This is a genomic window from Paenibacillus sp. FSL H7-0716, assembly GCF_038002705.1.
Classification (GTDB): domain Bacteria; phylum Bacillota; class Bacilli; order Paenibacillales; family Paenibacillaceae; genus Paenibacillus_AQ; species Paenibacillus_AQ odorifer.
Genome location: NZ_JBBODA010000015.1, coordinates 119,267 through 146,162 on the forward strand (window position 1 = coordinate 119,267; position 26,896 = coordinate 146,162).

Here is a 26,896-nt window from a genome sequence, read left to right on the forward strand (position 1 = left end):
CGTTCTACAGGAATCCTAACGGAGTACGATAGTTAAGCATAAAGGGTTCCACATATTAGTCATGACTAATATGTGGAACCCTTTATTATATATGACTTTCCTAAATCTAGGTCTTGCACGCTGGCATTAAGTTGTCTAAGAATACATTTGGATAAAGTGGGAGATATTACTGAAAACTTCTCCAGATGGGCGGTTATTATGAAAAAAATACTGATATCATTTTTGGCGATACTTATTTTTTCTACTGTTACAGTAGAGGCTGCGCCTGAATACGCAAAATGGGGCAAAATTGCAGTAGAGGAAACACAAAAACGATACAATGCAGTCATAATTGATTATAAGCACATTGGTCGTACTGAACTAACACCGGAAAAGTCTGAAGAGAAATTCAAACTATGGATTAGAAGCAAAGCAGGTAACGAGTTTGGGGTTTTTGTATCAATCCAATTTGACCCATCAACTGATACAATCCAATCGATTCAGTTTTCTGAAACTAATCGTTAGATTTAATAAATCTCGCGATTACGCTAATGGGGCACGATAGCACAATGACAACAGGCTGCCGAGATCATGGGCAGCCTGTTCAGCTAACGGGCAGAATAACGTGATGTAGGTTTGTACTTTAAATGGGAAAAGTAAATAGAGGTGGAGTAAAGATAGGACTTCATTTTCCAGTCCAAGACTGCTGCTGGTTTTATAACTAATTTATCCTCTAATTGAACGACCTTAATCCCAGGATGAAATCCCTCCAAAATGCTGTAAAATAACAGCTTTTATGAACAAGAACTAAGCATGCGTACCAAAAAGGACTAAATTTACTACTTTATTCTACAATTTCAACATATGAAAAATTCACAACAAAAAACTCAAAACCTATTCCTCACCCTAGCTACTATCTAGTAATTCCATAAATACTACGCCCATACAAACAAAACCCATGAAAAAGGATATCTACACCAACCCTTATGTTTACACAAGCTTTTTTTCTATTTTTATTGCTAGTTCCATAGCTTGTAAGGCATAGTCTAACTCGATTATTGATGTAGTACCCAACTCTAAGCATTGGAGAGCATGCGTAATACTCTTTTCAAAAGGATTAGCTTGTTCTATCAATAGTTGCTGTTTACCTGCAGAGGTATATTCTATTAATGATCCTTCAACCGTGCCGTTCATGTCGTCACTTTCTTGATAGACAAGTTTTCCTTGTTCAAAATAAGCCTCATACCCCACCGTAAAAGGATAACCAGCTGGCATTTGTGAGGAAACAACGATCTCTGCGGAGACATTCGTTTTCTGAAAATGGGTACGTACTAAAGCTTGTTCAATTCGTCCACCAGCGGTTCCCCACACAAAGTATTCTTTTAACGATCCAAGCAGCCAAGTCACAAAATCAAGTTCGTGAATCATCAGATTTGTGGAGATAGAATGAAGTCCGAGATCCCCCCAGAGAGGAGACGTTTCTCTTTTTAAGGTGAAGGCTAAAAGCTTTCCATATTTCTCATTAGAAGTGGTTTCGTATAAATATTTGTACGCAGGATCAAATTTAATAAATTGGTTCACGAGAATTCGTCTGCCATACAATTGTTCTGCTTCCTTCATCGCAAGGGCATCTTCAATGGTAATGCATACGGGAGTTTCACAGAATACATGTTTTCCATGCTTAAGCGCCTCAACGGCATACTGTCTATGTAAAGTCACGGGCAGACAGATATCGATTACATCAATCGTGGTCTCAAGCATAATATCTTCTATATTTGTGGTAATCTCAACGCCTAACGCTTGTTTTAAATTTTGCAGCTTAGCTTCATTTCTACCATAAACAATAACTTTGTCTACATGCTTATTTTTCGTCAATAATTCTGCATGATAAGCTCCGAACCCTGTTCCTAATACGGCAATTTTCATATGTTTCAGCTCCCTTTATGTAATGAACTAATCATAAGCTGTTATTGTTGACAACATCATGGCAAGAATTTTGAAGTATACTTAATAAAAAAAGAAAAGCTCGGAGGTTCTCATGCGCTTGCATCGTTTGATTGCTATTTTATTATTAGTGGAGTCGAGAGGGAAAATGAAGGCCAATGAACTAGCTCAAGCCTTGGAGACCTCTGTACGTTCAATCTATAGAGATATTGATGTACTAGCTGAAGCTGGAATTCCTTTGTTGTCTATGTCGGGACCGAATGGTGGCATCTCTTTAATGGAGGGATACACAGTTAACCTGAAGCAGTTACATGGTGAAGATGTAATCAATCTATATTTAACAGGTATGGGCATCTATTCTGGGGGACATTATGAATCTGGCCTTAAGCTGAAGACGACGCTGTTGAAATTAGAAAAAACATTGCCCGCATCCTACCAACCTGACATTCAGAAAGCGCAAAAACGCTTTTATTTTGATGACACACCTTGGTGGACAGAACGAATAGAAATTCCCTGTCTGGAATCTATTCGGACCGCCGTTTGGCGATCTCAGAAACTACAGATTGCGTACCAAAAGGTTAGCGGAGAAATATCATACAGGAAATTACAGCCCTATGGTCTTGTGGTGAAAAAAGAGGAATGGTATCTTATAGCCTACTGTGAAGAAGCTAATCAAATCCGCACGTTTAAATGTGAGCGAATTGCCTCTACGCAGCTTGTGGAAGAAGAGTACTGTATACCTATGGATTTTTCATTAGAAGAGCACTGGAAGCAGCAGGGACAGGTTTTTAAGCAAGCTTGTAAAGAAGAAGAGATCTATCCTGTTGTGATCAGAGCTGATAACAGAACAATGTCTTCTTTATCTCAGTTAGAGGTCATGGAAATGAGGGAAGAAGGGGATGGATTCATTTTAAAAGTGAATATGTTTGGTTATGAAAGTGCATGTGCTAATATCTGGAGCATAATAGGACATTCCGAAATCATGGAGCCCTTAGAGCTAAGGCAATATGTGAAAGACCAGTTGAGTTTTCTGCAGGGAATCTATGATTAACCGTTTTTTCTATGTAAAAGAGACCGTAGCTATTGCATATTCTGCAAAGATACGGTCCCGGTTTTCTGATAAATGAATTAATTCATATAGTCAGTTAACATAACAATGATTATGTTAACTGAGATGAGGATGCTCCAGAAAATAATGTATTTAATTGGATAAGTTATCCTTTTAACGCTTTAGTTTCAACACTAAGTGTTAATTTCTCTCTGGCAACAAGTCTTTTGTGCGCTACGAGAAGAAAAGGAAGACCAAAAGCTGTTGTTAAAGCCAGCGGTACGAAGATCGCAAGGCCATTCTGGGCGCCATAATGGTCTAACAACACACCCCCGAAGATAGGTGCCATAACACTCCCTAAATTATTAAAGCCAATCGTACCAAAGTACGTTCCTTTCATTTCAGGTTTGGCAATCCGATCGATCAACATATCCATCATCGTAAAGAGTAAGACTTCCCCTATAGTGAACAGAACTACACTGATCATTAATAGAGCCACACCACCAGCAAGCCCCACTAAGAGAAGACTAAGTGCAACGCAGATATTCCCAAGGATTAAAGGGACAATCGGTGGAAATTTACTTGCCGTTCGTACAATGGGATATTGCACTACTAACACGGTTATAGCATTCAAAGACAGCATATAGGAGAACAATTGCCCGCCATTGGTGAAATGTGTGTTCATCGCTAAATATTGAGCCATTGTTGAGCCGAAGTGACCGTATCCTAACACACAAAAGATGGTACCCAGAAGTACAGGTAGGAACACACGGTCTTTACCGGTGATTGTCAAAGCTTCGAGTAAACGTGGTGCTTGAGCTTGTGTACGGGCGGGCATGCTTGAACGATGTGCCTTAAATTGCATGAATAATACAATTCCGTATGCAACATATACGATTCCGGCGATTAGAAAAGGAAAAGTTGATTCCGCAGAGCCGAGCTGTAGACCAATGATTGGACCAAATACTACACCAAGATTAATGGCTGCATATCTAAGATTAAAGACAAGCAGCTTGCTCTCGGGTGGTGTAATATCGGACAAAAGAGCCCGTGAAGTAGGCTCGAATACAGATCGACATAAGCCGTTCAAGGTGTTCACCAGGAAAAATACCCATAGATGTTGAGCCACTGAGAATCCGAAGAAGACGGCCGCCCAGCCAAATACCGAGATTAACATCACGATTTTGCGGCCAACAATATCAGAAATATAACCGCCATAAAAACTGGCCAATACACCTGCCAGCGAGCTAACCGCGACCGTAATCCCTGTTTGTGTCGGGGAAGCTCCGAGAACTTGGGTTAGGTAGATGGATAAGAACGGGATACTCATCGAGGTCACCAGACGTCCGAACATGGTGCCGATGATAATTGTCCAGGCTAGAGGGTGAATGTGCCTTAGATGCTGATTCATAATGATTACGATCTCCTAGTCTTAATGCTCTAATATTGTTGCTACATAGTTCTTGTTGATTTATGTATAATTATAATGATAAAAGGGGGAAGGAAAAGTGTAAGAATTACATTGACCATTTCACCTTTAAAGGAGTGAACCATTTGGACCAGATAAGTAATCATTTTTTATGTTTAGCAACAGGTGTTACTAGTTCGTTCAAAGTGAATGAACCAATTCCTGTGACGATAGATTTATTGGCTTCGATCCTGATTTGCACTCCACGTAATGTTAAATTCGTGCTGCGGAAACTGGAAGAGCAGGAATATATTCAATGGCAGCCGGGGAGAGGCAGGGGGCATATCTCTCAACTTACTTTTTTAAAAAGTATTGATGAGGTATTCGAAGATAGCTTTCAGGAGTTAGTCAGTAAAGGCAAGATAAAAGAAGCTATCGAATTGATGAGCAGCGATCAGGTGACCGGTCCCTTAAAGGAACGATTGTTAACGATGTTAAATAAACAGATGGGTTTCCGTAGTGAAGCAGAGTCAACCTCAGGGCTGGACGTCCTGCGGATTACCCGTAACCGGCATATGGAAGTACTGGACCCTGCTTATGTATACACCGCTTTTGAATCCTATTTGCTGGGTCAGATCTATAGCACACTAGTTACTTATGACGCAACGACCGATACCTTTCTTCCTGGTTTGGCCCATATGTGGGAAGCTAATGAGGACCATACAAGTTATATTTTTTACCTCCGCAAGGGGGTGCGATTTCATCACGGAAGGATCATGACCTCGAGAGATGTAAAAGAGACGCTGCAACGCCTTATCGACTTGAACAGCCCTGCGGTTAGCCTTTATAAGGATATCGAACGAGTAGAGGTTGAAGGAGATCATCGAATCCGGTTTGTGCTGTCACGTCCAAATCTCTTTTTTCTGCATCTGTTCAGTTGTATTCACATGTCCATTCTCCCATACGATATAGACATCACTAGTGAAGTGAGCGGTACAGGTCCCTACCGTTTATTGGATTTAAATGAGGATGTATTGGTGCTGGCAGCTTTTGATTTTTATTTCGGAATTCGGCCGCTCCTGGATCGTGTTGAGATTTGGTATTTGCCAAAAGAAGCTTCTAATGAACGCCAATACCAGCTGCCAGATCCTGAACATGGGGAACTTTTACCTGATATCATCAGCAATCACAGTATAGATTACCCGGCCTTAGGCTGCAGATATATTCTGTTTAATTTTCATAGAGAGGGGATTCATCAGCAGCTATGGTTTCGCCAAATCATCCGTATCCTTTACAGTCGAACGGCTTTAATAAAAGAGTTGGGTGGCAATCGTATCACTCCAGCAGATAGCTTTTTGCCATGGGAGAGCAGTAAGAGAGAGCTTCTAGATCCAACTTTGGAACATGCCCAAGCGCTTTTAGTGGAAAATGGGTATCAGGGAGAAGTCATTACTTTAGCGACTAAGGATAAAAAAGAAGAACGAGAAGAAGCTTTATGGCTCCAAGCACGCGCTGCCTCCATTGGTTTGCAAATTAAATTATACTTTTTCAATGAGTTTAAGGCAGATCATATACAGACAACAGCCGAGATCCAGCTTGCTGAAGAGGTGTTAGAAGATGATTGGCAATGGGGAATGATTAACTACTTTAATAATAAATCTAATTATTTATTTTCTTTGCTTAGAAAGGACCAGATTTCATTGTTTTCAAAGGTGTTAGGTCCTTTCACAGAATCTCCAAAGGATGAACGGGTGAAGCTGCTGAATCAAGCGGAGGGAATTTTACGAGACAATTATTGGGTGCTGCATGGCTGTCATATGAATAAAAAAGCTCAGCTAAATCAAAGTCTGTTTGGTCTGCACACCGGTTCCTTCGGGTTTCTGGACATCTCCAAGTTATGGATTAAAACTAGGCTTTAAGCTTTTCTTTTGTTATACTTTCCAGGGAGGCTGTATCGATAGAATCGAATGGCGCTCTAGATGGATCAGATTTATGAATAGTAATTTATTTGTAGCCATGGAGGTGAACTCGTTGGATTTTGCTCAGATCCGTATGGACCGAGACAAAAGAACGGTCGATACTTGACTCTTTTTTTGCCATTCGGACCTGTTTAGCGGATAAGCTAAGCGGTCTTTTTATTTGTTTAAAATAAGGTGAAAAAAGGGGAGAATTACATGCGTTTTCTATTCGTGGGTGCAGGAGCTATTGGTGGTTATTTTGGAGGGCGTCTGGTTCAAAAAAGGGAAGATGTAACTTTTCTAGTCCGTTCTACTAAACAAAAGCAGTTAGAAGATGAGGGTCTGGCAATAAAAAGTGTGCATGGTGACTTTCAGACTCCCGTTCGGACGATTACATATGGGGAGAAGGCAGAGCCGTTTGACTGTATTATTATTGCAGTGAAGGCCTATCATTTACCTCTGGTGATGATGGATCTAACCCCTTTCGTCGGTGAAAATACAATGATTCTCCCGCTCCTTAATGGGTATAAACATTTTGGTATTTTGCAGCAGCATTTTGGAGCAGAAAAGGTACTGGGTGGTCTTTGTTATATCGAAACAACGTTAGATTCTAATGGAGCTATCATACAAAGTAGTTCTTTTCATAGTATTGTGTTTGGGGAATGGGCAGGTGGGGAGTCAGAACGAACGCAGAAACTTCTCAGTCATTTGGATAAAGCAGGATTCACTGTGATACTAAGTTCTGATATTCAGCGCGAAGTGTGGCAGAAATATATATTCGTGGCTAGTTTAAGCGGGATTACAACTTTAATGGATAGCTCGGTTGGACCCATTTTAGCCTCACCTACAGCGCGTGCTATTTATGAGCAGCTTCTGAATGAGATCGTGAGTATAGCGCAAAGTGCAGGTATGTCTGTTGGAGCAGATATGGTATCGGTCACGATGCAAAAGATGGATTCGGTGCTGCCCGAATTCACCTCCTCTATGCATAGGGATATGCTTAAACATCTGCCAGTGGAAGCTGAGCATCTGCATGGTGCACTTTTGGCGATGGCTGTACCTGGTCAAGTTGCGTATCCCGTTCTTGAAACCGTATATGCCCGTTTGAAAGTATACGAAAGCGTTAATGATATGAGATGATCCGTATAAAATGACTGTAAGGAGCTGGACAATTATGAAGGAACTGAATCAAAAGATAATGACTTTTCTAATGTTCGAAGGAAAGGCTGAAGAAGCTATGAATTTCTATACTTCTTTATTTGATTACTCCGAAATCATCAATATTAAACGTTATGGAGCAGACGAAGCAGGACCTGAAGGGAGTGTCATGCAGGCTTCTTTTTCATTACATGGACAAGTCTTTATGTGTATAGATAGCTACGTGAAGCATGGATTCACCTTTACTCCAGCGGTATCCTTATATGTGAATTGTGAAAGTGAAGCTGAAATTGACCGCGTTTATGCAGCATTATCCCAGGGTGGACAGGTGCTCATGCCACTAGGCGAATATCCATTCAGTTCGAAATTTGGCTGGGTGGCGGATCAATTTGGTGTGTCATGGCAATTAAATCTTTCGGGGAATGTGTAAACGATTGATGTATAGCACGGTCAGATAATATTCTGTATCACAAGGGGCCGAGTTCGTCTGTAAATGACGAGCTCGGCCCCTTAGTGTCATGCAGCGGAAAGGTCTGAGGAATCTTCTGATTTTAACTCACGATTGCAGCCCGCGTACGACTAATGATGAAATTCTCTCGGCGACTTCTTGTTGATTTATAGTATTATTCCCTGTTACCCATTGATAGACACCTTCATGGATCATTTGTGCGATGATCGGTACATAAAAGCTTTTCTCGTTATATGGGTAAATATCTCCTAAAGCGTTAGATAAGTGAACCTTCAGTTCATTTATAATCTTCTCTTTCAATTGAGGGACAATCATCCCTATATAACTGCTGCGGCATTGTATGTTCGGTTGCTGATAGAAATCGAATACCGATAATACGAGTTGAATGATGCCTTCTTGATCGAATTTAATTTCTCCTTCAGTATGTTTTACAATAGCAGCGGATGCCGAATCACCAATAATATAATCCAATAATTCATATTTATCATTAAAGTGTGCATAGAACGTGGCTCGATTAACTTTAGCTCCCTTTGTTATATCGACGATTGTTATTTTCTCAAAATCCTTCAGGGAAACTAACCGTAAAAAGGAGTCAATTAAAGACTGTTTAGTCTGTGTCAGTCGAATATTGTTTACTTTAGTAGCCATTACTTCGCTCCTACCCAACAATTTAGCAATCTTGTTGCTATAGCAACATTTGCAGGTTGATTGTTGATTGATACATTAAATTAGTAGCTGTATATTAGCAATTAAAGCAACAGCTGTTACTTTAATATATCATAGAAAAGGAGTTCATCAAAAATGAAAAATATTGTTATCGTTGGTGCAGGGCCTGGGTTAGGATTGTCTCTAGCTAAAAAATTCGGAGTTAATGGATTTAGGGTGGCTGTCATTTCACGCAATCCCGAGAAATTATCAATGATTATAAGTGAACTTAAGAAACTTAATATTGAAGCACAATCTTTTGTAGCGGATGTGACAGATTTAGCAGCTCTAAAACAAGTCTTTCAAGCGATAATAAAAGAGTTTGGTTCAATCGATGTACTAGAGTTCAGTCCGTATGCAGGGTGGGATAAATTCACTCATGTGCTGAAAACGACACCTCAAAGTGTGTTGGAACAAATAAACAGTTACTTGCTGCCCGCCGTTCTTTCAGTTAATGAAGTATTACCCGATATGATCCATAGAGGATCAGGGGCCATTCTTTTTACCACTGGTATTTCTGCTATGTTCCCGTTACCTTTTGTAGGAAATGGCGGCATTGTAATGTCCGGTATACGAAATTATGCTAATGCTTTACACAATGAGTTAATAGATAAAGGAGTATTTGTCGGCCATCTTTCCATAGGGACAATGATACAAGCTGGAACAGCTGGTGATCCTGATGTTATTGCAGAAACTTGGTATAGCTTATATGAAAAGCAAGATAACTTTGAGGAAGTATTCCCTCTAGGATTCGACCTGACCCATCTTCCAAATTAAAAAACTTAATTACATTGCTGAACAACGGTTGTGCGTTCATTAGTAATCGTGACTTTGGAATGACCTGATAAATATTCGGTATAACCGCACACGGTTTGTTCTTTAGACTGTCCGTTAGAGTTGGTGTATCGAAGATATATAGCACCTTCACCTTTTAAACTCAATTTTGGTTTAAATTTTTTCTTTTGTCCTGCTTTTATTGGATTTGTATACAATTTCTTTGAATCCGCACGAATTAATCCTACTTCGATAGAGCTAATATCAACATCAGATTGATTATCTACGATGACTGAGAAGCTTTTAAACGGACTCAGAAGATTTGATATCGTCCCTATACCAAGAACAACTCCACAAGCAATCAGAAATATCGTAATCCCTATAAAAAATCGTTTTCTCATCTTTCAGTCCCCCTATATAAGTAAGACAGGGTTCTGCTGAAAAATGTTACAACAAGGAGAAGTTATTTATAACAATTCATTACCAAATAAAGCGTGGACATGCATGTTATTATAAATATATTCCATATTAATGTTTTGAAAAGGGGTTTTGTATTGACTACTATTCGTCATTTTGAACAAGGTGACATGCCATTACTTGGTGAACTTTATAACTCAGTATCTTCAAAGGGGAATGTTGTTTTTTGGTGGGTTGGGAATGAGGAAAATTGGGAAAATGTATATTGCGCTTTCGAGGACGGTAAAATGGTGGCCAAAGGTCAAGTGAGCATCATCAATATTGTGCCGCCCGGCCGTTCCAAGGATAGCAGACATTCGATCTACCTGAACTTAAAAACAATACCAGAACGTGAAGGCGATTATGATTTATTAGAAAAAGTGTATCAGTCACTCTTATTAAGAGCACTTGAATTAAAAGAAACGTTATCGAAGGAGTACAAAACCACTCTATGTGTAGGGAACGATTCGGCAGAGGTCTTGAATACTCAATTTTTCGAAAAAGTGAAGGGCTTCTCTCATTATAATAGCTTATTTAAGATGAAACACAATCTTAGTGATAGCTTGTCTGAACCCACTCTGGCTGAGGCGTTTGAATTCGCAACCTGGGATATGGAGACGCCTGAAGAAGAAGCGCATTATTTGGAATTAGAAGCTGAGGTTTGGCCGGAAACTCCGCTAGGAAAAGAACGGTTAGCTGAGTTTAAACAAAATCCGCTCTGGACATCACTTGTTGTTCGAGAAGGAGAGAAGGTTGCGGGTAGCTTAATGGTCTGGCAGGAAGAGGAGGGTGGCTACATCGAGAATGTATTTGTACTTGAACCTTGGAGAAGATCTGGAATTGCTAAGTACATGCTTTTTCGAGCATTGAGCTATTTTAGAACCCACGGACTGGAAGAGGCATGTCTGATGGTGCTTACGGAAAATGATTCTGCATTACGGCTATATGAATCTGTCGGATTCATTCTAACGAATGAGGAAAGACGATATCGGATTGAACTATAAAAGTTTTTGAAAGTGAAGGATTACCAAGCAAAGTGCGATAGCTTTTTTGTCGAGGCTAGGTTCGAGGTTAAGGTCGCACTTTATTTGGTAACCTGTTCTGTGAATTATCTGCTAAGTGCTTTCATGCCTTTTGCTTCCCATCACATTTCTTACATACGTTAAGCTTTTCACCTGAAATGCCTTTCCCGAAGTACAACAGCTTAATACGTGTGCTTCCACAGATAGGACATGTTCCTCTGGCCCGGGATGGAATGCGCCAAAGTGCTTTGCCGCGTTTGTTTTTAGACATGATTTGACCCCACCTTTACTCTTAATACTCCATCTTATGACCAAGAGGAACTTAAAGTTCGAAGAGCGAAAAGAATAGAAATCGGAAGAAAAAGGGCCAAAAAACACCCTTAAAAAACAGCGTATAACTTAAATTATACGCTGTTTTGATTTTAAGGCGATTTTTTAGGGGGAACGAGGCACTTGGACGAGTAAAATAGGTGGATTTTAAAGGAATATTTTATAAATAACGGATGTCGATATCTTTGAATCTTCCCGCTGACATTTTAGGCATTCTGAATTGCAGGGAACCTTGCTTATAAGTGCCTCTGCTCTGATCTGGAATGACGGGAACTGGCAACTGAATAATCTCGCTATGATCTTTTCCTAAACCTGTTAATTTTATTTGTGTGCGATTGATTTGTGCCCATATACTTTCGGGGTGGATTCCGCTCGGAATACGAATTTTGGTAATCAGGTGATTATGAGTGTCAATATGCTCAAAACTTAAACTTGAGGTTTCGTTCATAAATGAAGAGGAGGTCGCTGCAGTTGCTTCACGGATTACTTTTTCGACATACCCGTCAATTTGGTTAGGATCCAACTTCCACTGCTCTTCAAGAGCTTTCAAGGATAACTTTTTCTTAAAAAAGGGATCTTCATTCATCCAATCTAAAGGGTTCGTCTTATTGGGACTCATGGCTCTACGCCTCCTACGGTTTTTTATCTATTGTATGGGCGTTTGACTTATTCAGTGACATCTGGGCGAATATCTACATAGAATAGCTTATCATTCCGAAAGGAGGAGTGGTTTGGTGGTTTCAATCATCGGCAATATTAAAATCAATAGCGTAGGCCCAAGCTCCACAGTCTTAGTAGGAAATACGGCATCCGTTATCCTGAGCAGCAACTCTAAAATTTATGCCGGTGCCAACTCCTTCTCCATTGGTGACTCCATAGGTACGAATATAACGAATAATGCGGCCAGTAGTACTAATACGATGGATTCAGATGTGGTGGATCAAGTATCACCTCCTTAAGGGTGGGGTTTAAATGAACATTACGGTGTATCAATGCATATCGATCTATAATCTAAAAATCGGCACTATCTCTAATTCCTCGGTTCTTCAGGTAGGTACATCGGGACGAATCAATACTTTGTCTCATAATTATGAGACCCCTGGAGCTCCAACAACGCCTCCAACGACTCCAACGGAAAAAATGGATTCACCCCTTGTGCCCTTACCGCCAGCGGCGGAACTATATGCACATCTGAATTAGGCTCTTTGTCCCCGCATACAATAAACCATAGGAGGGGGTTGTATGCATCCGTATTATGCTCAACAGGTTTTTAATGCACTAAGATTGCAAGCGGAGAAGATTCAACAGCTAGAGAAGCAGCTTCGAGATTTGCAAGGCGATGTAGACAGCATAAAGAACAATAAATCTGCAAGTATAGGACCTATTAATTATCATTTTGAACAATTAAAAATCGAAAAGCTGGAAGGCACTTTAAATATAGGCATTACACCGAATGAGGGGAACAATCTGGATGAAGCGATGATCAACGGTAAACCTATTGGAGAGCAGGAGGTAGGTACAACTGCCTTATCGGATCAGATTCGCCCACAGATTTTGAAGTATGTGCAAGAAGAGGTTCCCTCGCAATTTTCACGATTAGAAAAAGAGAAGAATTTAAGCATTGATGAGCAATATATCCAAATGGTGACTCAGGATCTGCTGAATCAGATGGATGGACGGATTAACGAGTATGTAAGCCAACTCCCTGCCACAGTGGAAGGGCGTGGATACACTGATGAAGAATGCGCATCTATTGTAGAGCAAATCAAACGAGATATCGTTACGGCAGTAGAGCGTCATTTGGAAATAAATATAACCGGAAGGCGGGAGACGAATGAAGATAACGGTGATCAATAGAGATATTAGTGTCAATGCAGTGAAAGTCGTTTCGATCTCGGGTTCATCAGTATTTTTAGTAGGGGATACTCAATCCATTCATTGCTCCTCGGCGTTTGACAGCGTAATAGAATATACTCAGAGCGCTCCAGATCAAGTTAAAAAAGGCAGTTAATCTATGCATATCTCTCGCATACAAGATGTCTATATCAACAATCTGTCTGACAGTTCTATTTTTATATGTGGATCTGTAAACCGGGTTCAATCTAAATTTCTGGGAAGCAAGGAGAATTACCTTTTTGACATAAAGGAGATTAATAATCGTACGAAAGATACTACACTAATAGATATTCCTATCCCTGTGTGGACAAACGAAGGGCATGAAGCGGATGAGTTTGTGATATTAAAGGATTCCGCAGAATCAACGATTAATATACAATATATCAAAATTCTGTCGATTGGTTCTGGCACGACCTTCCAGATTGGGAACAGCGGGTCAGTTCATCTGGAGAGTCGAACCAGTGAGTTTAAACGAGAAGTGGCTGCAAAAGAAGAGGAGTAACAACAACTATTTTAATTCTTTTGGCAGGGGGATCGCGAATATATCGTGCTCCGTCTGGATGTAGAGAATACCATTCGTACTGAATAGTGTGCCGTATTGTTGTGCTCCGGTCTTTACTTTGCCAAGTGTTTTTCCTGTTTCTGCATTTATGATATAGAAGTAGCCATTCTCATAGCCAGCGTAAATCCCCTTACCCAGAAATTGAACGCTAAGCGCGGGACTGTCCGGTCCGTTGAAGCTTATAATACGATTATCGTTCATTTGAACGCCAGTGATCTGTGCACCCTTTTGGAAAAAAGCCATGTTATTTACTGGTCCAGCCACCCAATCTCCGTACTCCTGATAACTTTTGGGTTCGCTCGTTGTTTCTTGACCTAAGGTAAAGCGGTATAGTGGATGACCACCCCATTGATCTAAACCTCCATCGACTGTATATAGATACGAGCCTTGAAGTGATGTGAAATAATTACCGAGTCTACTGACATCTTCGAGCGGTTTGTAGTTCTTTTTGGTCTTCGCTTTTCCAGTTTTAACATCAATATGTACCAGGGTCATCTGATAGCCTTTAAGAGGCTCGTTAGAGGTATCATTTGCAGCATTGGCTTGTTCGCGGAGTATTAATTCACCATTCCGGTAAGCAACAAAGCTATAGAACCCCTGAATTCTCCATAAACTTTTGCCTGTAGCCGGATCAAGACCGAAAAACTGCGTACGCCTATTATCAACGGTACTGGATACTACCAATACCCCGTTATAAAGGCCGTCGATACTTCCTACATACATAGGGATATCTTTATTTTCCCAGATCTTTTTACCAGTAACCGGATGATAAGCTGCAATTCCACCATGCTCGTTACGGAAGTATAACACTCCGTTAACTAACTCCGCGAAAGCACCGATCTCAATCGGATCTTTGGCAGCCTTAACCTTCCAAAGCAACTTCCCCGTTTGGGCATTAACTTTTACAAGATAACCCTCATAAGTGATAAAGAAAACTGAATTATTCGTTATAATCTCAGGATTTGTTCCGTTTTTGTAGGACCATTTAACTTTGCCTGTACTGAGCTCGGCGGCCTTTAGTGTTCCGCCTGAAGAATAATAGAATAATCCATTTGCAATAGGGGCCTGTTGGCTATAAATTCCTTGACCATCTGCCTTGTCGTGCCATAAGGGTTTAATTATGTTGATGGAGTCGCCGGTTGTTGAAGAGGAGGTAGGGGTTGTTACTGCTGCTTGAGCACCAGGCAAATATATTCCAGCTCCAGATACGAGCAAGGAGGAAGATATAACAGTCTTTAGGATAAACGGTACATATTTCACGATTTTAGCTCCTTATAGATCATTTATAATATATTGACGCAGGTAATGGATATTTGTTTCTCAATTGTAAAAATACACTTGTTAACATAATAAACATTATGTTAACGATAAAAGGCGAATCAGTTTCACATAAGAATTCTTGTGTGAACCAATTCGCCTAGTAAAAGAATATGTCAACAGTTGATTTGTTTAGAAACCTTCACGAAGCCATGTAGTCGCTAACTTGATGGCTCCTTTTTTAGCATGAGTCTCGGCTAAAGGATTCAGCATGACAAAATCATGAATGATGCCTTGGAAGCGGACAGCCGTAACATTCACTCCAGCTTCCCGCAATTTGGCGGCATAAGCTTCACCCTCATCCCGTAGTACATCTGCTTCACCAGTAATGATCATTGCATCTGGTAAATCCCGTAGCTGCTCTAGGCTAGCCCGAAGAGGGGAAGCCGTGATTTGATTACGTTCCTCAGGGTCAGTAGTATATTGATCCCAGAACCATTTCATGCCGTCTCGCTGCAAGAAATAGCCTTCGGCGAACTCATGATAGGATTCGGTATCAAACGAGGCATCCGTTACTGGATAGAATAGTAGCTGTTTTGCTATCTTCGGCCCACTCCGTTCTTTAGCCATTAGAGTAATAGCAGCGGCCATATTCCCGCCAACACTGTCTCCGGCTATAGAAAGCTTGCTACTATCTAATCCGTGCTCGCTTCCTTTTTCAGCTGCCCACTGGAGTACTGCATAGATTTCTTCAATCGCTGTAGGATATTTAGCTTCTGGGGAGAGGCTGTAATTTGGGAAAACAATAGCGGCCTCCGCTCCGACAGCTAGTTCACGAATCAGGCGATCATGGGTATGGGCATTCCCAAACACCCAGCCTGCGCCATGAATGTACAGGATAACAGGCAGCGATGCTGATGAGGAGCTAGGGGGGCGAACAATTCGTATGGAAACATCACCGTTAGGTCCACCAGGCACCATTAGATCTTCAATATCAACTTCAGGTTTATATATCTCACTGGATTGTACGCTATCTACCGTTTCACGGCCTTTTTCTGGCCCAAGGTCAGATAGAAAGGGAGGTTTCGTATTATCATCGGCAAATTTTTGAGCCGCTGGCTCAAGAATGATCTTAGTTTTGTTTGGCATGATTTATCGTCTCCTTTGACTGGTCATAGTCTAGTATACCCTCTTCATTCCATAACCATCTAAGCAGCTGCTGAAACGAATGCCAGTTTAGGACTTGTTAGAGTCTTACAACACCTTTTGTTGTTCCTCATGCGTTTTAGGGCCAATCTCTTCACAGACACGTATCCTCTGTTTACGCTTATTACGGATAATCCAGACGAACACCAAAGTGATGAGTAGCGGATAGCCTATCGCCCAGCCCGTAAAAGGAAACACAGCAGCTGTTGCTAAAAAAGAAATCCAGCTTATCGTCACACCTAAGCGACTTCCTTTGAGCAGGCGTATTCCTGCAGCACAACCTCCGATATAAGTCAGGATAAAAGTGGCATTCGGAAACTGGATCAGAGTGGTGATGGAGATGGACCCGCTGCCATACAGTGTCATCACCGATACAAAACAGAGCAGAAGAAAAGCTATTCCACCGATAGGGGTATGATACTGTTTGGACATTTTACCCATCCATTTCGGCGCAGAGCCTTGGCGGGATAAAGCATAAGCCACACGTGAGGCAGCTCCTGCATAGGCAATAATTGTGGCTGTACAGATGAACAGACCAGTAAGTCCGGCAATAAATCCTCCCCAGCGCCCAAGAGGCTGACTAATAATCCAGACGAGTGAAGTGCTTGATCCACCTTTGAGGTAGCTTTGTGTACCAACAGTTGCTAGTGCGGAGAGAAAATATAGAACCCCTACTATAATAGCGGCGATGGTTACTCCTTTAACGGCGGCACGCTGTGGGTCCTTGAACTCCTCAGATAGGTGTGAGACAGCTTCCCAGCCAATAAAACACCAGAATAAGATTGCAGCAGCTTGGCCAATGCTCATCCATCCATGTGGGATAAAGGGAGTGAAGTGTTCGACTTCCATACGGGGCAGTGCAGTAGCAAAGGAGAAGACCAGCACAGCAACAATCGCTATAACTACCGCTATTTGTACCTTTCCAGCTACCTGCATGCCAATCCAGTTCGTAATCAGACCAATGACCAACATAACAGCAGCAATAGTAATTCTTGCAGATTCGTCCCATCCCATAGCGGCTGTCATATAACCAGCTCCAGTCAGTGCAGCAACAGGTGCACCAATCGGAACAGACATCAGAAAGAACCACCCCACCAGTGAGCCAGCTTTTGGACCAAAAGCAAGCGTTACAAAATGGGAAACACCGCCGGCGTTAGGGAATTTAGCAGAAAGCAGACCCATTGATAAGGCCATCGGCAAAATCAGCAACGACATAAATCCCCACGCCAGTAATGAAGCGGGACCCGCCATTTCTGCAGCCAAACCAGGAACAATTAAGACCCCAGAACCCAACACAGCCCCGATGTAAAGGGCAATAGCCTGAGGCATGCCAATGTTTTTTTGTAAAGTGTTTGAAGCGGATTCCTTCATGTTTTTTAATCCTGCTTTCCTTGTCTTTTGTTCTAGAGTAGCAGATAATAGATCCATTGGAAAAACAGAATTTTTGAATAGTATCCATTCGATATTCCGATGGTTCATTTTCATTTAGGGGGAAATTCATGGAGTCACGTCATCTTTTTACCTTTTTAGTGGTAGTGGAGACGGGCAGTTTTACTAGAGCAGCACAGAAGCTTGATTATGCACAGTCCAGTATTACTGCGCAAATCCAAGCACTAGAGTCTGAAATTGGCCAGCCATTATTTGATCGGATCAGTAAAAAGATTATCCTAACCGACGCAGGGCGTCGGTTGCTCCCGTTCGCTCAGGAAATATCCAGAATGCACACTTTAGCAGAGGACGCGTTACGCTCGGATAGTGAACTTACGGGTTCTTTACGGATTGGGGCTCCTGAATCTCTAGCTGCATTTCGCTTACCAGGTATTATTAAGGAGTTTCGCGCTAAATATCCGAAGGTGCAAATTCTTCTGAAGCCTGGAGCTTGCTGGGAACTATCAGATTTTGTCCGTTCGGGTGAACTGGATTTAGCGTTCTTGTTGCAACCTGAGACGGAAGATAAAGATTTAAATATAGAAACATTAGTACATGAGCCGATGACGCTGATCGCAGCGCCAGATCATCCCTTATTAAACCTTGCTGAGGTAGAACCCCTTCATTTAAAAGGAGTGACCATACTTCATACTGAAACGGGCTGTTCCTACCGGACTTTATTTGAACGGCATTTGAACAGTTACGGTGTATTTCCTGACCCCACGTTAGAGTTTTGGAGCATCGAGGCGATAAAGCAATGTGTGATGGCTGATCTTGGCATTGCCTTTCTTCCATTAATTACTGTGAAAAATGAACTCTCCGAAGGCAAACTTGCCAGGTTGAACTGGAATGATGAATCACAGCGTGTGGCGACGCAGATCGCCTATCATCATAAGAAATGGAAATCGCCCGTACTGACGGAGTTCTTACTCGCGATACAAAAACATGCTGAGCAATGGAGAAGTTTAATATAGATCAACGATAACAAGGAGGCTCTAAGGCATGAATGAGTGGTGTGAAGACTACGAAGAAGGGCTGGAGGCCTTTCTCATCTGGATGAAGGATGCCGGGTACACTCCCTATACGCAAAAATCCTATTTAGTAGATGTGAAACAATTTTTAGACAGCCTGAATGGTAAAAAGCTTGAGACGGTGAAGAAGCTGCATGTCATTTCTTTTTTGACCTCTGTCCGCGAACGTGGAGTGAGTGATGCGACCCGTAACCGGAAGCATGCTGCGATTAACTGTTTTTTCAAGGCATTGATCGAGCTGGAATTACTTCAGAACAACCCGGCAGCCGGGATTAAGAAATCCAAAACGGAGATCAATCGTGAGCCGGTCTACTTAGATGAAAGTGATCTGGGGCGGTTTTTATCTTCTATAGATGGTAAATACAAAAAGCGCAATTTAGCAGTTTTTTTGTTGATGTCCTATATGGGGCTTCGGGTGGGGGAAGTCCACACACTGAATTTGAGTGATTATAATGTAGAAAGACATTCTCTCCGTGTGTTTGGGAAGGGGCGTAAATGGCGTAATGTGCCTGTTCCCGAGGATGTAGTGCCTTTTCTGGACTCTGCGTTAGCAGAAAGGTTAGATCCTTGGCGCAGTAAAGAGGAAGCGATGTTCATTTCACAAAAAGGACGCAGGTTGTCGATCCGCGGCATTCAGCAAATTGCAGCAGATACCTTCGATCGTTTCCAAAGGGATGTGCCAGCAGCACAGCGACGTCCTTATTCAAGTCATAAGCTTCGACATTCCTTTGCAACCATGCTGCTGAGGAAAGGGGCAGATTTGCGCACTGTACAGGAACTGCTTGGTCACTCCTCGATCCAAACTACAACCGTATACACACATATTACCAGTCGTGAGAAGGAAGAGGCTATGTCTAAATTACAAATCCAGCTGTGATTGGAAAGAAAGAAACCTCCTCTAAAATTAATAACAAAAAAATAACTTGTTATTATAACGGTATTGATTTATTCTAACAGTTATTAAGAGTTTTTTATAGGAGGTCCTAATCGTGGAGGATGTATTTCTAAAAGGCATGACTTATGGCTGGGGATCAAAACGAGGCGAATACCGCACAGAATATGCAGAAGATTCGATGAGAAAGCTGGCGGAGACAGGAAGCGAATGGATCGCCTTATCTTTTTGGACATGGCAAGACACAGTGCATTCAACAGAAATCCATTATGATTACGGTTACACGGTGACAGATCGTGATCTCGCACATGCAGTACAACTGGCAAAACAGCTTGGTCTTAAAGTTTGTCTTAAACCGGTTGTGAATTCGAGAGATGGCATTTGGAGAGCAAGGATTGGATTTCCGGAAGAGGGAGAGGTTTATTGGGCAGCATGGTTCCGTTCTTATACAAATTTCATTAAACACTACGCAGAGTTAGCGGAGGAGCTTGAATGTGAGATGTTCTGTATCGGCTGCGAAATGGTAGGCACAGAGTCTAGAACTGCGGAATGGAGACAATTGATTCAAGAGGTCACCAATCTTTATACAGGGCCGATCATTTATAATGCCAATCATGGCAAAGAAGAAGGAATCGAATGGCTGGATGAGGTGGATTTTATCGGAACCAGCGCTTATTATCCGGTAGCTTCCGTGCCGGGAGATTCTTATGAGAATATGCTGGCTGGTTGGGAGCAGCAGAAACCGCGGCTTAAGTCACTTTCTGAGCGATTTGGCAAGCCTCTCGTATTCATCGAGATTGGATGCCGAAGTGCGCATGGATGTGCCACCATGCCATGGGACTTTACATACACAGACTTACCGTATTCAGAAGATGAACAGGCTAACTTCTATCGGTCAGCGCTGGAAGCATTCTGGAATGAACCTTGGTTTGCCGGCTACTTCTGGTGGGACTGGAGCACGAAATTATATGCCTTGGAAGAGGCTTCCATTGACCGTGGTTTTGATATTTATGGCAAAAAAGCCGAACAAGTTCTCAAAGAATATTATAAGCAACCCATCACTAAATAAATTGATAAAAAAGATCCGGAATTTCAGGTGAGCCTGGCCTGCTAAAGGATCTTTTTGTCATTGGCAGGCTAAGTTAATTCGTGTTATATTAAAAACCGTCCTTTTCATAGTGGAGGCAACGCTCCACGTATAAAAAGGACGGTTTCTTGTGTCTTTTGTAGTCAAAAAGGGCTGTTCTCAGCCATATTCGCTTACAATTCTAGCTTAGCTATTTCTGCTTTTAGCTTCTCAGCGGATTTCTGGAATAAAGCCTGTTCGGTTTCATTGAGTGGGAGGTCCAGCACCTGTCGAACACCCGAGCGATCTACTACGCAAGGTGCGCCGAGGTAGACATCCGAAACCCCGTTATAGTTGTTTAATAAAGTAGAAACATTCAACACGGCGCCTTCATTATGAAGAATGGAGACTACAATTCGGTCCAGTGCAAGAGCTATTGCATAAGAGGTTGAGCCTTTGGCATCAATAATTTCATAGGCTGCATTCTTGGTATCTTGGAAGATTTCTTCGCGTTCTGCTTCGTCAAAACCAAGATCAATCCCAGCTACATTCGCAAGACTCCAAACCGGAAGCTCTGAATCTCCATGTTCACCGATGATCTGTCCGTGAATACTGCGAGGATCGATTTCTTTGTGAAGACCGATCAAATAGCGAAAACGAGCACTATCAAGTACCGTACCAGAACCAATTACACGTCTGCGGTCAAACCCGCTTATTTTCAAAGTCGCGTAAGACAGAATATCTACAGGGTTAGTCGCAATAAGTAGAATGGCATGTTGGTTATACTTTGTAATTTTTTCAATGATATCTTTAAAAATCGAAATATTTTTACGAAGCAGATCTATCCGGGTTTCTCCCGGTTTTTGTGATGCACCGGCAGTTACTATAATGATATCTGCTTCACGGCAGTCTTCATAAGTACCAGCCCATAACTTCACACCACCGACAAAAGGCATGCCGTGATTCATATCCAGTGCTTCGCCAAGTGCTTTCTGATGATTAACGTCAATAAGTACGAGTTCGGGCATACGTCTACGTAACAATAATGTATAGGCTGTAGTTGTACCAACTGCTCCAGTACCAATAACTACGACCCGATTGGGTTTTGGGGGGGCCATGTCTCCATCTCCTTAATATTTCAAATTTTTGGTTTCAATCTTGTCCATCATAATCGTTAACGGTAGTGTTTTCAAGCTGATCTTATTTAATGCATTACCCTAATTAAGGCCATACTAAAATGTGATTTTTATTTCATTATCTTAGCAAGACTAGACAGGAGAGAATGTAAGGATGGATTTATTTCGTAAAAAGGCTCTACACATACCCACAAGTTCTGAGGGGACGCAGTTAAACAAGACGTTGGGTGCCCTGGATCTAACAATGCTTGGGGTAGGAGCCATTATCGGCACAGGTATTTTTGTAATGACAGGAGTTGCCGCAGCTGAACATGCAGGCCCTGGTCTTATAATTTCTTTTTTACTAGCGGCGTTTGCCTGTGTGCTCTCGGCATTATGTTATTCGGAATTTGCTTCGACCATCCCTGTTTCCGGGAGTGCTTATGCTTATAGTTATGTAGCCTTTGGAGAACTATTAGCTTGGATCTTAGGCTGGGATCTTGTCTTGGAATACGGAGTTGCCGCAGCGGCTGTAAGCAGTGGCTGGTCAGGGTATTTTCAGGGGTTATTAGAGGGCTTTGGGATACATCTCCCAACCGCACTATCGGGGGCTTATAATGCGGAAGCGGGTACAATAATAAATCTGCCTGCAGTAATCATCATTTTGTTAATTTCCTATTTACTGACTCGGGGAACGAAAGAAACGGCACGCTTTAACGCCATCATGGTCTTTATCAAAATAGCAGTGGTGCTTCTATTTATCGTAACAGGATTTTTCTATGTGAAGCCAGAGAATTGGACTCCATTTCTCCCATTTGGGTACCATGGCGTGATCAATGGCGCAGCCACAGTGTTTTTTGCCTACATAGGTTTTGATGCGCTAGCAACCGCAGCTGAAGAGGTGAAAAGACCCCAACGTGATCTGCCGATTGGAATTATTTCATCCCTTGCTATCTGTACCGTCTTGTACGTTCTTGTTTCACTCGTATTAACAGGTATTGTTCCATATACTGATCTCAATGTTAGTGATCCTGTTTCTTATGCGCTTCGCTTCGTAAATCAGGATATGATTGCCGGTCTGATCTCTGTTGGAGCCATTGCGGGTATGACTACGGTACTGCTGGTGATGTTATTCGGTCAAACCCGGCTGTTATTTGCCATCTCACGTGATGGTCTACTGCCCATAAGTTTATCTAAGATTAATGCTAAAACACAGGTACCTGTACGAAGCACATGGATGGTAGGTATCTTAATAGCTGTGTTAACGGGTTTCATCCCACTGGACCGGTTGGCAAATCTGACAAGCATAGGAACATTGTTTGCCTTTTTTGTAGTGTCTTTAGGGGTAATCGCGCTTAGATATATTCACCCGGATTTAAAAAGAGGGTTCAGAGTTCCTTGGGTACCTTTCATTCCGCTGTTAAGTGCGGCAACTTGTGGTATTTTGATATATAATCTAGGAAGTGAGACTTGGATTGGTTTTCTAATTTGGACAGTTGTTGGACTTCTAATCTATGCGTTATATGGCTATCGTAATAGTAATTTGAATCATAAATAAGATTCAATCCATCCGAGAGGAGAGAGGTTATTGGCATCTAAGATTGCTGGATTGAAGGGAATAAGATTAATATTGATGCTGATTTTGTTAGCGTGGGTGGTCACGGCTTGTTCATCTCCTCCCCCTGAACCTACTCAGCAGCCCCAGCCGACAGAGGCACCTGAAGAAGGACAGACGATAACCCTGATTACTCCAGACGCCAATCATATTGACAATGATAGCGCTCCGAAATATCAAATTCAGACTCGTCTTACAGATTTTCAGCTGCTTAGTGAAAGTGAGGGTCTGGCCTGGGGGGTTACCAAAAACGAACTTCGGTTGTACTTGACCAGGGATAACGGAGCAACTTGGGCTAATATTTCACCAGCACCAAATGTGCAGTTCCTCTCCAATCCTGTGTATGGGAAGGGGATTTTCTTCACGGATCCATCTCATGGTTGGATTATAAGAAGTGCTTTTGGCTCGACAGAGACGATTGTGCTGCGAACCACAGATGGCGGCCAAAGCTGGAAAATCTCATCTTTAGGAGATGTGAATACAGTATCCTCTGTATATTTCAACTCACCCAGAAAGGGTTGGCTGATGACCTCATGGAACGCTTCTTCCAATAAAGAGAACAAGGCACTTTTTTCAACGACAGACGGTGGGGCCACTTGGGAAGAAGTGATGCAGAATGAGCAATACAATCCGAATTTCCCTAATGATTCGATACCGTTTGCCGGCGTTACCACTGGAATGATTTTTCGCAATAGTACACATGGATTTGTGACAATGCAGACAGGTGCTCTTCCCAAAATCTTTATGACAAAAGATGGCGGTAAGAGCTGGACCCTCGGGCCAGCTTTTCTGGTTAACGAACGTTTAGAGGATTGTGACCGAGTAATTACGGGCAAACCGGAGTTCTTTGATGCCAGTAAGTCTACTGGTTGGATGTCTGTTGGCTGCCAAAAGGATAAAGAAAAAACAATCGCCTACCATGGATATTTTACGGCTAACGGTGGAGCTAACTGGAAATTTGCATCCTTTGGATTGAACGCACAAGCTGGTGTCAATCGTCAAATTGCTCCGACGTTCTTAAACTCACAGATCGGTTGGACCATACTTGGCGACACCCTTTACCATACGGTGGATCAAGGAGTTACGTGGTTACCTCTTAAAGAGAGCAGTGTACTGCGATCTAAGCTTCTGGAATATCCGGAGATTGTAAAGCTGCAGTTTTTTTCCACTGAGGTGGGGTGGCTTTTGATTGAGAAAAAAGAGGACAAGCGCTCGATACTGTTACAGACTACGAATGGTGGTATCAGCTGGCGCGTAATGTAATAAGGAAAAAGAACCTGCCTGTTGGTAGGTTCTTTTGTTGTTAGCAGAGTGGGGGTTTATTGTTGTTTGTGAATGATTGAATATAAGGAAAAAACTTATTTAAAATTTTCTTTATAAATGTGAAAAAAATCACATGACATTTAAAGAATCCTGTGATATATTTAACACATAGAAAACAAGTTCAAATTTTCACAAACCCAGACATCGAATAGGAGAGATTACAATGAAAACATTCGAAACAGATTATATGACAAGAAACCTTTTGCAACTTTGCTACAACTGTGATGACGCTCATCTTTGTGAAACTGAAGAACAATGCAGAGCTTGCTGGGCTGAAAATGGAATGTTAGATGATCAGACAGACGAAACTAAGAAATTGCTAGACCTAGTTCATGCTTAATTTAATAACTGAAAACTCTGTATAGAGACCACTCGAATTCTTGATTTCTAAGAAAACGAAGTGGTCTTTTTTGCATCTAGTCTCACTTATTTAATGCTTTCTGGACTAGATGAGGCATATACATGTACAGAAGTACCCAGAACGCAGCAATTAGGCTGAATTACAAGAGGAAGAAGGGGGAAACTGTCATGGGAATGGGCCCGGATCTTTCATGGATGTTTGATTTTGCCGGAACGGTGATGCCGATCTTTATCGTTGTTATGATTGGTATTCTTGCTATATCAGCAGGCAGGGGCTTGCTTCAATGGGGCAGGAACAATGGCTCCCCCATACTAACAATCCCTGCACATATCGTTAGCAAACGGACTGAAGTACGACAGCAGCAGCTTCAGGAAGAGAATGGCTCAACTCGTACAAGTACGACTTACTATTTAACGTACGAGCTGGAGGGCGGTAGTCGCATGGAATTTAAAGTAGATGGCCATGAATATGGCTTGAGTGCAGAAGGCGATAGAGGAATGCTTACTTATCAAGGAACCCGATATCATGGATTCCAACGACAGCCACAATACTCAACTGCGGAGTAGTCATTTGTATGAATTCAAAACAGCGATCCTCATGTTCATGATGGATCGCTGTTTTGCGTGTAACATTCATATCATTCAAGCTCACTGACCCTGTAGCTCTCAAAGCTCACTGATCCCGTAGCCCATTGACCCTGTAGCTCTCAAAGTTCACAGTAGGTGCGATTATTTATTAAGTGTCAGATCTTCATTACCCTCTCACCTTGCGGACACAGATGACGTTATTTGCAAATTTTTAGTCTTTTGAGCCTAGTTTCGGACTCCAATGCAGCTATTCATTAGAAAGAGGCTTATAATCGGTGCTTTGCAGGCCAATAGGGGCTTTAGGGTCCGATAGAATCCCAAAAGCGGATTAATATCGCGAATAAGGTCAGCTGTGACCGATAGCGCCTTCTGAGCGGGTGCTGACGTTGGAGCTATTGCTACAAGGAAACCAAGGCTGACCTGGACATCGACGCTGACCTGGACATCAATGCTGACATTGACGTTGTTGCTAACCCCGACACTGATTCCAGCACCGATTCGACGCTAACACCGACGTCGACTCTAATGCTAAAGCTGTCGTTAACAAGGACATCGACGCTAACACCGAAGACGACTCTAATGCTGGCACTGACGCTAACGCCGCCCCCGACTCAGGTGCTGAAGCGCAAATGTAATTGGACAAACGCAGCTTAGAGTGTCGATAAAGGGGGATTTGTTGAGTGGTTAAAAGGAAATATCCCTACTCTAAAAAATAGGCGGGAACTGTCACCTCTTAGGCGAATGCACATACTATACAGCATGCAGTTAAGAACGAGGTTGCTACAAGAAGTGACCCCAAGGAGGAGACAGCGTGGCCGTCATCAAAACGAACTCGGAAGATGTGAGGGTGCTGGCGCGGTTGATGAGAGCGGAAGCTGAGGAAGATGGAGATCTCGGCATGCTCATGGTCGGCAATGTTGGCGTCAACCGGATTCTTGGCAATTGCTTAGACTTTAATAACATTCGGAATGTGAATGATATGGTCTATCAAAGTCCTGGAGGTTTCGAAGCGCCGCAGAAGGGTTACTTCTACCAGCGAGCCAGAGAAGCAGATATCCGTCTAGCCAAACGTGTAATTGCTGGTGAAAGAACCTGGCCAGCTACCAATGCTTTGTGGTTCTTCAGACCCGCAGGTGATTGTCCTGCAACCTGGTATAACCAACAAAACACTGGCCGCTTCAAAGCCCATTGCTTCTTTACTCCGACCGGAGAAGATTGCCCTTCTGTATTTATCGGCAATTAGCATGGTAACTGTGCAAAGAGAATTACTCAATAAAATGAGTAATTCTCACAGAAAGTAAGTGTG

30 protein-coding genes are annotated in these 26,896 nt (G+C 42.2%); 20 read left to right on the plus strand and 10 right to left on the minus strand.

Translation table 11 applies throughout. The features are described from left to right. The first annotated feature begins 198 nt into the window (after nt 1-198). A complete protein-coding gene (locus MHH60_RS19265; RefSeq protein WP_076133724.1) occupies nt 199-504 on the plus strand; it encodes a DUF3889 domain-containing protein in 306 nt (101 codons plus the stop codon). 465 nt (nt 505-969) lie between these two features. Here MHH60_RS19265 and MHH60_RS19270 read toward each other — a convergent pair whose 3' ends face one another. Next, the gene (locus MHH60_RS19270; protein WP_076133723.1) at nt 970-1,905 is read right to left on the minus strand and encodes a Gfo/Idh/MocA family protein; all 936 of its coding nucleotides are present in this window, start codon (nt 1,903-1,905) and stop codon (nt 970-972) included. Nucleotides 1,906-2,017: 112 nt separating this feature from the next. Here MHH60_RS19270 and MHH60_RS19275 point away from each other — a divergent pair, with 112 nt between their 5' ends. Next, nucleotides 2,018-2,974 (plus strand): helix-turn-helix transcriptional regulator, encoded by a 957-nt coding sequence (locus MHH60_RS19275; RefSeq protein WP_076133722.1) that lies wholly within the window; start codon nt 2,018-2,020, stop codon nt 2,972-2,974. Nucleotides 2,975-3,137: 163 nt separating this feature from the next. Here MHH60_RS19275 and MHH60_RS19280 read toward each other — a convergent pair whose 3' ends face one another. Then, nucleotides 3,138-4,382, minus strand: a complete 1,245-nt coding sequence (locus tag MHH60_RS19280; protein ID WP_076133721.1) for an MDR family MFS transporter — start codon at nt 4,380-4,382, stop codon at nt 3,138-3,140. Nucleotides 4,383-4,525: 143 nt separating this feature from the next. On the opposite strand from MHH60_RS19280, the gene MHH60_RS19285 reads away from it, so the two are divergent. From MHH60_RS19285 to MHH60_RS19295, 3 genes are all read left to right on the plus strand, one after another. After that, nucleotides 4,526-6,298: an ABC transporter substrate-binding protein gene (locus MHH60_RS19285; RefSeq protein WP_076133720.1), complete on the plus strand. Its 1,773-nt coding sequence runs from the start codon at nt 4,526-4,528 to the stop codon at nt 6,296-6,298. Nucleotides 6,299-6,553: 255 nt separating this feature from the next. Further along, nucleotides 6,554-7,477 carry a ketopantoate reductase family protein gene (locus tag MHH60_RS19290; RefSeq protein WP_076133719.1) on the plus strand — a complete coding sequence of 308 codons (924 nt, stop codon included), beginning with the start codon at nt 6,554-6,556 and terminating at the stop codon, nt 7,475-7,477. Between the two features lie 34 nt (nt 7,478-7,511). Next, nucleotides 7,512-7,925, plus strand: a complete 414-nt coding sequence (locus MHH60_RS19295; RefSeq protein ID WP_076133718.1) for a VOC family protein — start codon at nt 7,512-7,514, stop codon at nt 7,923-7,925. A 126-nt stretch (nt 7,926-8,051) separates the two neighbouring features. Here the strand turns inward: MHH60_RS19295 and MHH60_RS19300 are convergent, their stop codons facing one another. Continuing rightward, nucleotides 8,052-8,612 (minus strand): TetR/AcrR family transcriptional regulator, encoded by a 561-nt coding sequence (locus tag MHH60_RS19300; RefSeq protein WP_076133717.1) that lies wholly within the window; start codon nt 8,610-8,612, stop codon nt 8,052-8,054. 153 nt (nt 8,613-8,765) lie between these two features. Between MHH60_RS19300 and MHH60_RS19305 the strand changes: the two genes are divergently transcribed. After that, complete coding sequence (locus MHH60_RS19305; protein ID WP_076133716.1) at nt 8,766-9,446, plus strand: SDR family NAD(P)-dependent oxidoreductase; 681 nt, start codon at nt 8,766-8,768, stop codon at nt 9,444-9,446. A gap of 5 nt (nt 9,447-9,451) precedes the next feature. On the opposite strand, the gene MHH60_RS19310 is transcribed toward MHH60_RS19305, so the two are convergent. Next, nucleotides 9,452-9,844 carry a hypothetical protein gene (locus MHH60_RS19310; protein ID WP_076133715.1) on the minus strand — a complete coding sequence of 131 codons (393 nt, stop codon included), beginning with the start codon at nt 9,842-9,844 and terminating at the stop codon, nt 9,452-9,454. Between the two features lie 186 nt (nt 9,845-10,030). On the opposite strand from MHH60_RS19310, the gene MHH60_RS19315 reads away from it, so the two are divergent. After that, nucleotides 10,031-10,903, plus strand: a complete 873-nt coding sequence (locus tag MHH60_RS19315) for a GNAT family N-acetyltransferase (RefSeq protein ID WP_081388874.1) — start codon at nt 10,031-10,033, stop codon at nt 10,901-10,903. 121 nt (nt 10,904-11,024) lie between these two features. On the opposite strand, the gene MHH60_RS19320 is transcribed toward MHH60_RS19315, so the two are convergent. Then, a complete protein-coding gene (locus MHH60_RS19320) occupies nt 11,025-11,192 on the minus strand; it encodes a hypothetical protein (protein ID WP_169744777.1) in 168 nt (55 codons plus the stop codon). Between the two features lie 219 nt (nt 11,193-11,411). Continuing rightward, a complete protein-coding gene (locus MHH60_RS19325) occupies nt 11,412-11,870 on the minus strand; it encodes an Hsp20/alpha crystallin family protein (protein WP_076133714.1) in 459 nt (152 codons plus the stop codon). A gap of 115 nt (nt 11,871-11,985) precedes the next feature. Here MHH60_RS19325 and MHH60_RS19330 point away from each other — a divergent pair, with 115 nt between their 5' ends. Genes MHH60_RS19330 through MHH60_RS33315 form a run of 5 tightly spaced genes read left to right on the plus strand, consistent with a single transcriptional unit; the run spans nt 11,986 to nt 13,649 of the window. Next, nucleotides 11,986-12,210: a spore germination protein gene (locus tag MHH60_RS19330; RefSeq protein WP_036687577.1), complete on the plus strand. Its 225-nt coding sequence runs from the start codon at nt 11,986-11,988 to the stop codon at nt 12,208-12,210. Nucleotides 12,211-12,223: 13 nt separating this feature from the next. Then, a complete protein-coding gene (locus MHH60_RS19335) occupies nt 12,224-12,451 on the plus strand; it encodes a spore germination protein GerPB (protein WP_076133713.1) in 228 nt (75 codons plus the stop codon). 42 nt (nt 12,452-12,493) lie between these two features. Beyond that, nucleotides 12,494-13,108: a spore germination protein GerPC gene (gene gerPC, locus MHH60_RS19340; RefSeq protein WP_076133712.1), complete on the plus strand. Its 615-nt coding sequence runs from the start codon at nt 12,494-12,496 to the stop codon at nt 13,106-13,108. Next, nucleotides 13,086-13,262 (plus strand): spore gernimation protein GerPD, encoded by a 177-nt coding sequence (locus tag MHH60_RS19345; RefSeq protein WP_111504304.1) that lies wholly within the window; start codon nt 13,086-13,088, stop codon nt 13,260-13,262. The genes gerPC and MHH60_RS19345 overlap by 23 nt, the downstream gene beginning before the upstream one ends. Before the next feature lie 3 nt (nt 13,263-13,265). Next, nucleotides 13,266-13,649: a spore germination protein GerPE gene (locus tag MHH60_RS33315; RefSeq protein ID WP_076133711.1), complete on the plus strand. Its 384-nt coding sequence runs from the start codon at nt 13,266-13,268 to the stop codon at nt 13,647-13,649. Nucleotides 13,650-13,655: 6 nt separating this feature from the next. Here the strand turns inward: MHH60_RS33315 and MHH60_RS19355 are convergent, their stop codons facing one another. The 3 genes from MHH60_RS19355 to MHH60_RS19365 form a co-directional block, all read right to left on the minus strand. Then, nucleotides 13,656-14,969, minus strand: coding sequence for an outer membrane protein assembly factor BamB family protein (locus tag MHH60_RS19355; protein WP_076133710.1), 1,314 nt, complete (start codon nt 14,967-14,969; stop codon nt 13,656-13,658). Between the two features lie 189 nt (nt 14,970-15,158). Beyond that, a complete protein-coding gene (locus MHH60_RS19360; protein WP_076133709.1) occupies nt 15,159-16,115 on the minus strand; it encodes an alpha/beta hydrolase in 957 nt (318 codons plus the stop codon). Nucleotides 16,116-16,220: 105 nt separating this feature from the next. Further along, nucleotides 16,221-17,543: an APC family permease gene (locus MHH60_RS19365; RefSeq protein ID WP_076133708.1), complete on the minus strand. Its 1,323-nt coding sequence runs from the start codon at nt 17,541-17,543 to the stop codon at nt 16,221-16,223. 128 nt (nt 17,544-17,671) lie between these two features. Here MHH60_RS19365 and MHH60_RS19370 point away from each other — a divergent pair, with 128 nt between their 5' ends. The 3 genes from MHH60_RS19370 to MHH60_RS19380 all read left to right on the plus strand — a co-directional run bounded on the left by MHH60_RS19370 (nt 17,672) and on the right by MHH60_RS19380 (nt 20,592). After that, nucleotides 17,672-18,574 carry a LysR family transcriptional regulator gene (locus tag MHH60_RS19370; protein ID WP_076133707.1) on the plus strand — a complete coding sequence of 301 codons (903 nt, stop codon included), beginning with the start codon at nt 17,672-17,674 and terminating at the stop codon, nt 18,572-18,574. Between the two features lie 28 nt (nt 18,575-18,602). Then, nucleotides 18,603-19,508: a tyrosine-type recombinase/integrase gene (locus MHH60_RS19375; RefSeq protein ID WP_076106781.1), complete on the plus strand. Its 906-nt coding sequence runs from the start codon at nt 18,603-18,605 to the stop codon at nt 19,506-19,508. 112 nt (nt 19,509-19,620) lie between these two features. Further along, complete coding sequence (locus MHH60_RS19380) at nt 19,621-20,592, plus strand: glycoside hydrolase family 113 (RefSeq protein ID WP_232061378.1); 972 nt, start codon at nt 19,621-19,623, stop codon at nt 20,590-20,592. 191 nt (nt 20,593-20,783) lie between these two features. Here MHH60_RS19380 and MHH60_RS19385 read toward each other — a convergent pair whose 3' ends face one another. Continuing rightward, complete coding sequence (locus tag MHH60_RS19385) at nt 20,784-21,707, minus strand: L-lactate dehydrogenase (protein WP_036687562.1); 924 nt, start codon at nt 21,705-21,707, stop codon at nt 20,784-20,786. A gap of 172 nt (nt 21,708-21,879) precedes the next feature. Between MHH60_RS19385 and MHH60_RS19390 the strand changes: the two genes are divergently transcribed. The 5 genes from MHH60_RS19390 to MHH60_RS19410 all read left to right on the plus strand — a co-directional run bounded on the left by MHH60_RS19390 (nt 21,880) and on the right by MHH60_RS19410 (nt 26,833). Then, a complete protein-coding gene (locus tag MHH60_RS19390; protein WP_076133705.1) occupies nt 21,880-23,262 on the plus strand; it encodes an amino acid permease in 1,383 nt (460 codons plus the stop codon). A gap of 30 nt (nt 23,263-23,292) precedes the next feature. After that, complete coding sequence (locus tag MHH60_RS19395; RefSeq protein WP_038571444.1) at nt 23,293-24,582, plus strand: VPS10 domain-containing protein; 1,290 nt, start codon at nt 23,293-23,295, stop codon at nt 24,580-24,582. A gap of 223 nt (nt 24,583-24,805) precedes the next feature. Next, nucleotides 24,806-24,982: a hypothetical protein gene (locus tag MHH60_RS19400; protein ID WP_169744776.1), complete on the plus strand. Its 177-nt coding sequence runs from the start codon at nt 24,806-24,808 to the stop codon at nt 24,980-24,982. A gap of 194 nt (nt 24,983-25,176) precedes the next feature. After that, nucleotides 25,177-25,569 carry a DUF2500 domain-containing protein gene (locus MHH60_RS19405; protein ID WP_036687780.1) on the plus strand — a complete coding sequence of 131 codons (393 nt, stop codon included), beginning with the start codon at nt 25,177-25,179 and terminating at the stop codon, nt 25,567-25,569. 832 nt (nt 25,570-26,401) lie between these two features. Beyond that, nucleotides 26,402-26,833: a cell wall hydrolase gene (locus tag MHH60_RS19410; RefSeq protein WP_076133704.1), complete on the plus strand. Its 432-nt coding sequence runs from the start codon at nt 26,402-26,404 to the stop codon at nt 26,831-26,833. Nucleotides 26,834-26,896: the final 63 nt, after the last annotated feature.

Coding starts and splice junctions, on each gene's coding strand:
- MHH60_RS19295 (WP_076133718.1), top strand. CDS start 7,512: ATGAAGGAACTGAATCAAAAGATAATGACTTTTCTAATGTTCGAAGGA.
- MHH60_RS19270 (WP_076133723.1), bottom strand. CDS start 1,905: ATGAAAATTGCCGTATTAGGAACAGGGTTCGGAGCTTATCATGCAGAA.
- MHH60_RS19290 (WP_076133719.1), top strand. CDS start 6,554: ATGCGTTTTCTATTCGTGGGTGCAGGAGCTATTGGTGGTTATTTTGGA.
- MHH60_RS19365 (WP_076133708.1), bottom strand. CDS start 17,543: ATGAAGGAATCCGCTTCAAACACTTTACAAAAAAACATTGGCATGCCT.
- MHH60_RS19390 (WP_076133705.1), top strand. CDS start 21,880: ATGGATTTATTTCGTAAAAAGGCTCTACACATACCCACAAGTTCTGAG.
- MHH60_RS19345 (WP_111504304.1), top strand. CDS start 13,086: ATGAAGATAACGGTGATCAATAGAGATATTAGTGTCAATGCAGTGAAA.
- MHH60_RS19405 (WP_036687780.1), top strand. CDS start 25,177: ATGGGCCCGGATCTTTCATGGATGTTTGATTTTGCCGGAACGGTGATG.
- MHH60_RS19320 (WP_169744777.1), bottom strand. CDS start 11,192: ATGTCTAAAAACAAACGCGGCAAAGCACTTTGGCGCATTCCATCCCGG.
- gerPC (WP_076133712.1), top strand. CDS start 12,494: ATGCATCCGTATTATGCTCAACAGGTTTTTAATGCACTAAGATTGCAA.
- MHH60_RS19400 (WP_169744776.1), top strand. CDS start 24,806: ATGAAAACATTCGAAACAGATTATATGACAAGAAACCTTTTGCAACTT.
- MHH60_RS19360 (WP_076133709.1), bottom strand. CDS start 16,115: ATGCCAAACAAAACTAAGATCATTCTTGAGCCAGCGGCTCAAAAATTT.
- MHH60_RS19300 (WP_076133717.1), bottom strand. CDS start 8,612: ATGGCTACTAAAGTAAACAATATTCGACTGACACAGACTAAACAGTCT.
- MHH60_RS19335 (WP_076133713.1), top strand. CDS start 12,224: ATGAACATTACGGTGTATCAATGCATATCGATCTATAATCTAAAAATC.
- MHH60_RS19310 (WP_076133715.1), bottom strand. CDS start 9,844: ATGAGAAAACGATTTTTTATAGGGATTACGATATTTCTGATTGCTTGT.
- MHH60_RS19370 (WP_076133707.1), top strand. CDS start 17,672: ATGGAGTCACGTCATCTTTTTACCTTTTTAGTGGTAGTGGAGACGGGC.
- MHH60_RS19265 (WP_076133724.1), top strand. CDS start 199: ATGAAAAAAATACTGATATCATTTTTGGCGATACTTATTTTTTCTACT.
- MHH60_RS19280 (WP_076133721.1), bottom strand. CDS start 4,382: ATGAATCAGCATCTAAGGCACATTCACCCTCTAGCCTGGACAATTATC.
- MHH60_RS19305 (WP_076133716.1), top strand. CDS start 8,766: ATGAAAAATATTGTTATCGTTGGTGCAGGGCCTGGGTTAGGATTGTCT.
- MHH60_RS19375 (WP_076106781.1), top strand. CDS start 18,603: ATGAATGAGTGGTGTGAAGACTACGAAGAAGGGCTGGAGGCCTTTCTC.
- MHH60_RS33315 (WP_076133711.1), top strand. CDS start 13,266: ATGCATATCTCTCGCATACAAGATGTCTATATCAACAATCTGTCTGAC.
- MHH60_RS19385 (WP_036687562.1), bottom strand. CDS start 21,707: ATGGCCCCCCCAAAACCCAATCGGGTCGTAGTTATTGGTACTGGAGCA.
- MHH60_RS19275 (WP_076133722.1), top strand. CDS start 2,018: ATGCGCTTGCATCGTTTGATTGCTATTTTATTATTAGTGGAGTCGAGA.
- MHH60_RS19315 (WP_081388874.1), top strand. CDS start 10,031: ATGCCATTACTTGGTGAACTTTATAACTCAGTATCTTCAAAGGGGAAT.
- MHH60_RS19325 (WP_076133714.1), bottom strand. CDS start 11,870: ATGAGTCCCAATAAGACGAACCCTTTAGATTGGATGAATGAAGATCCC.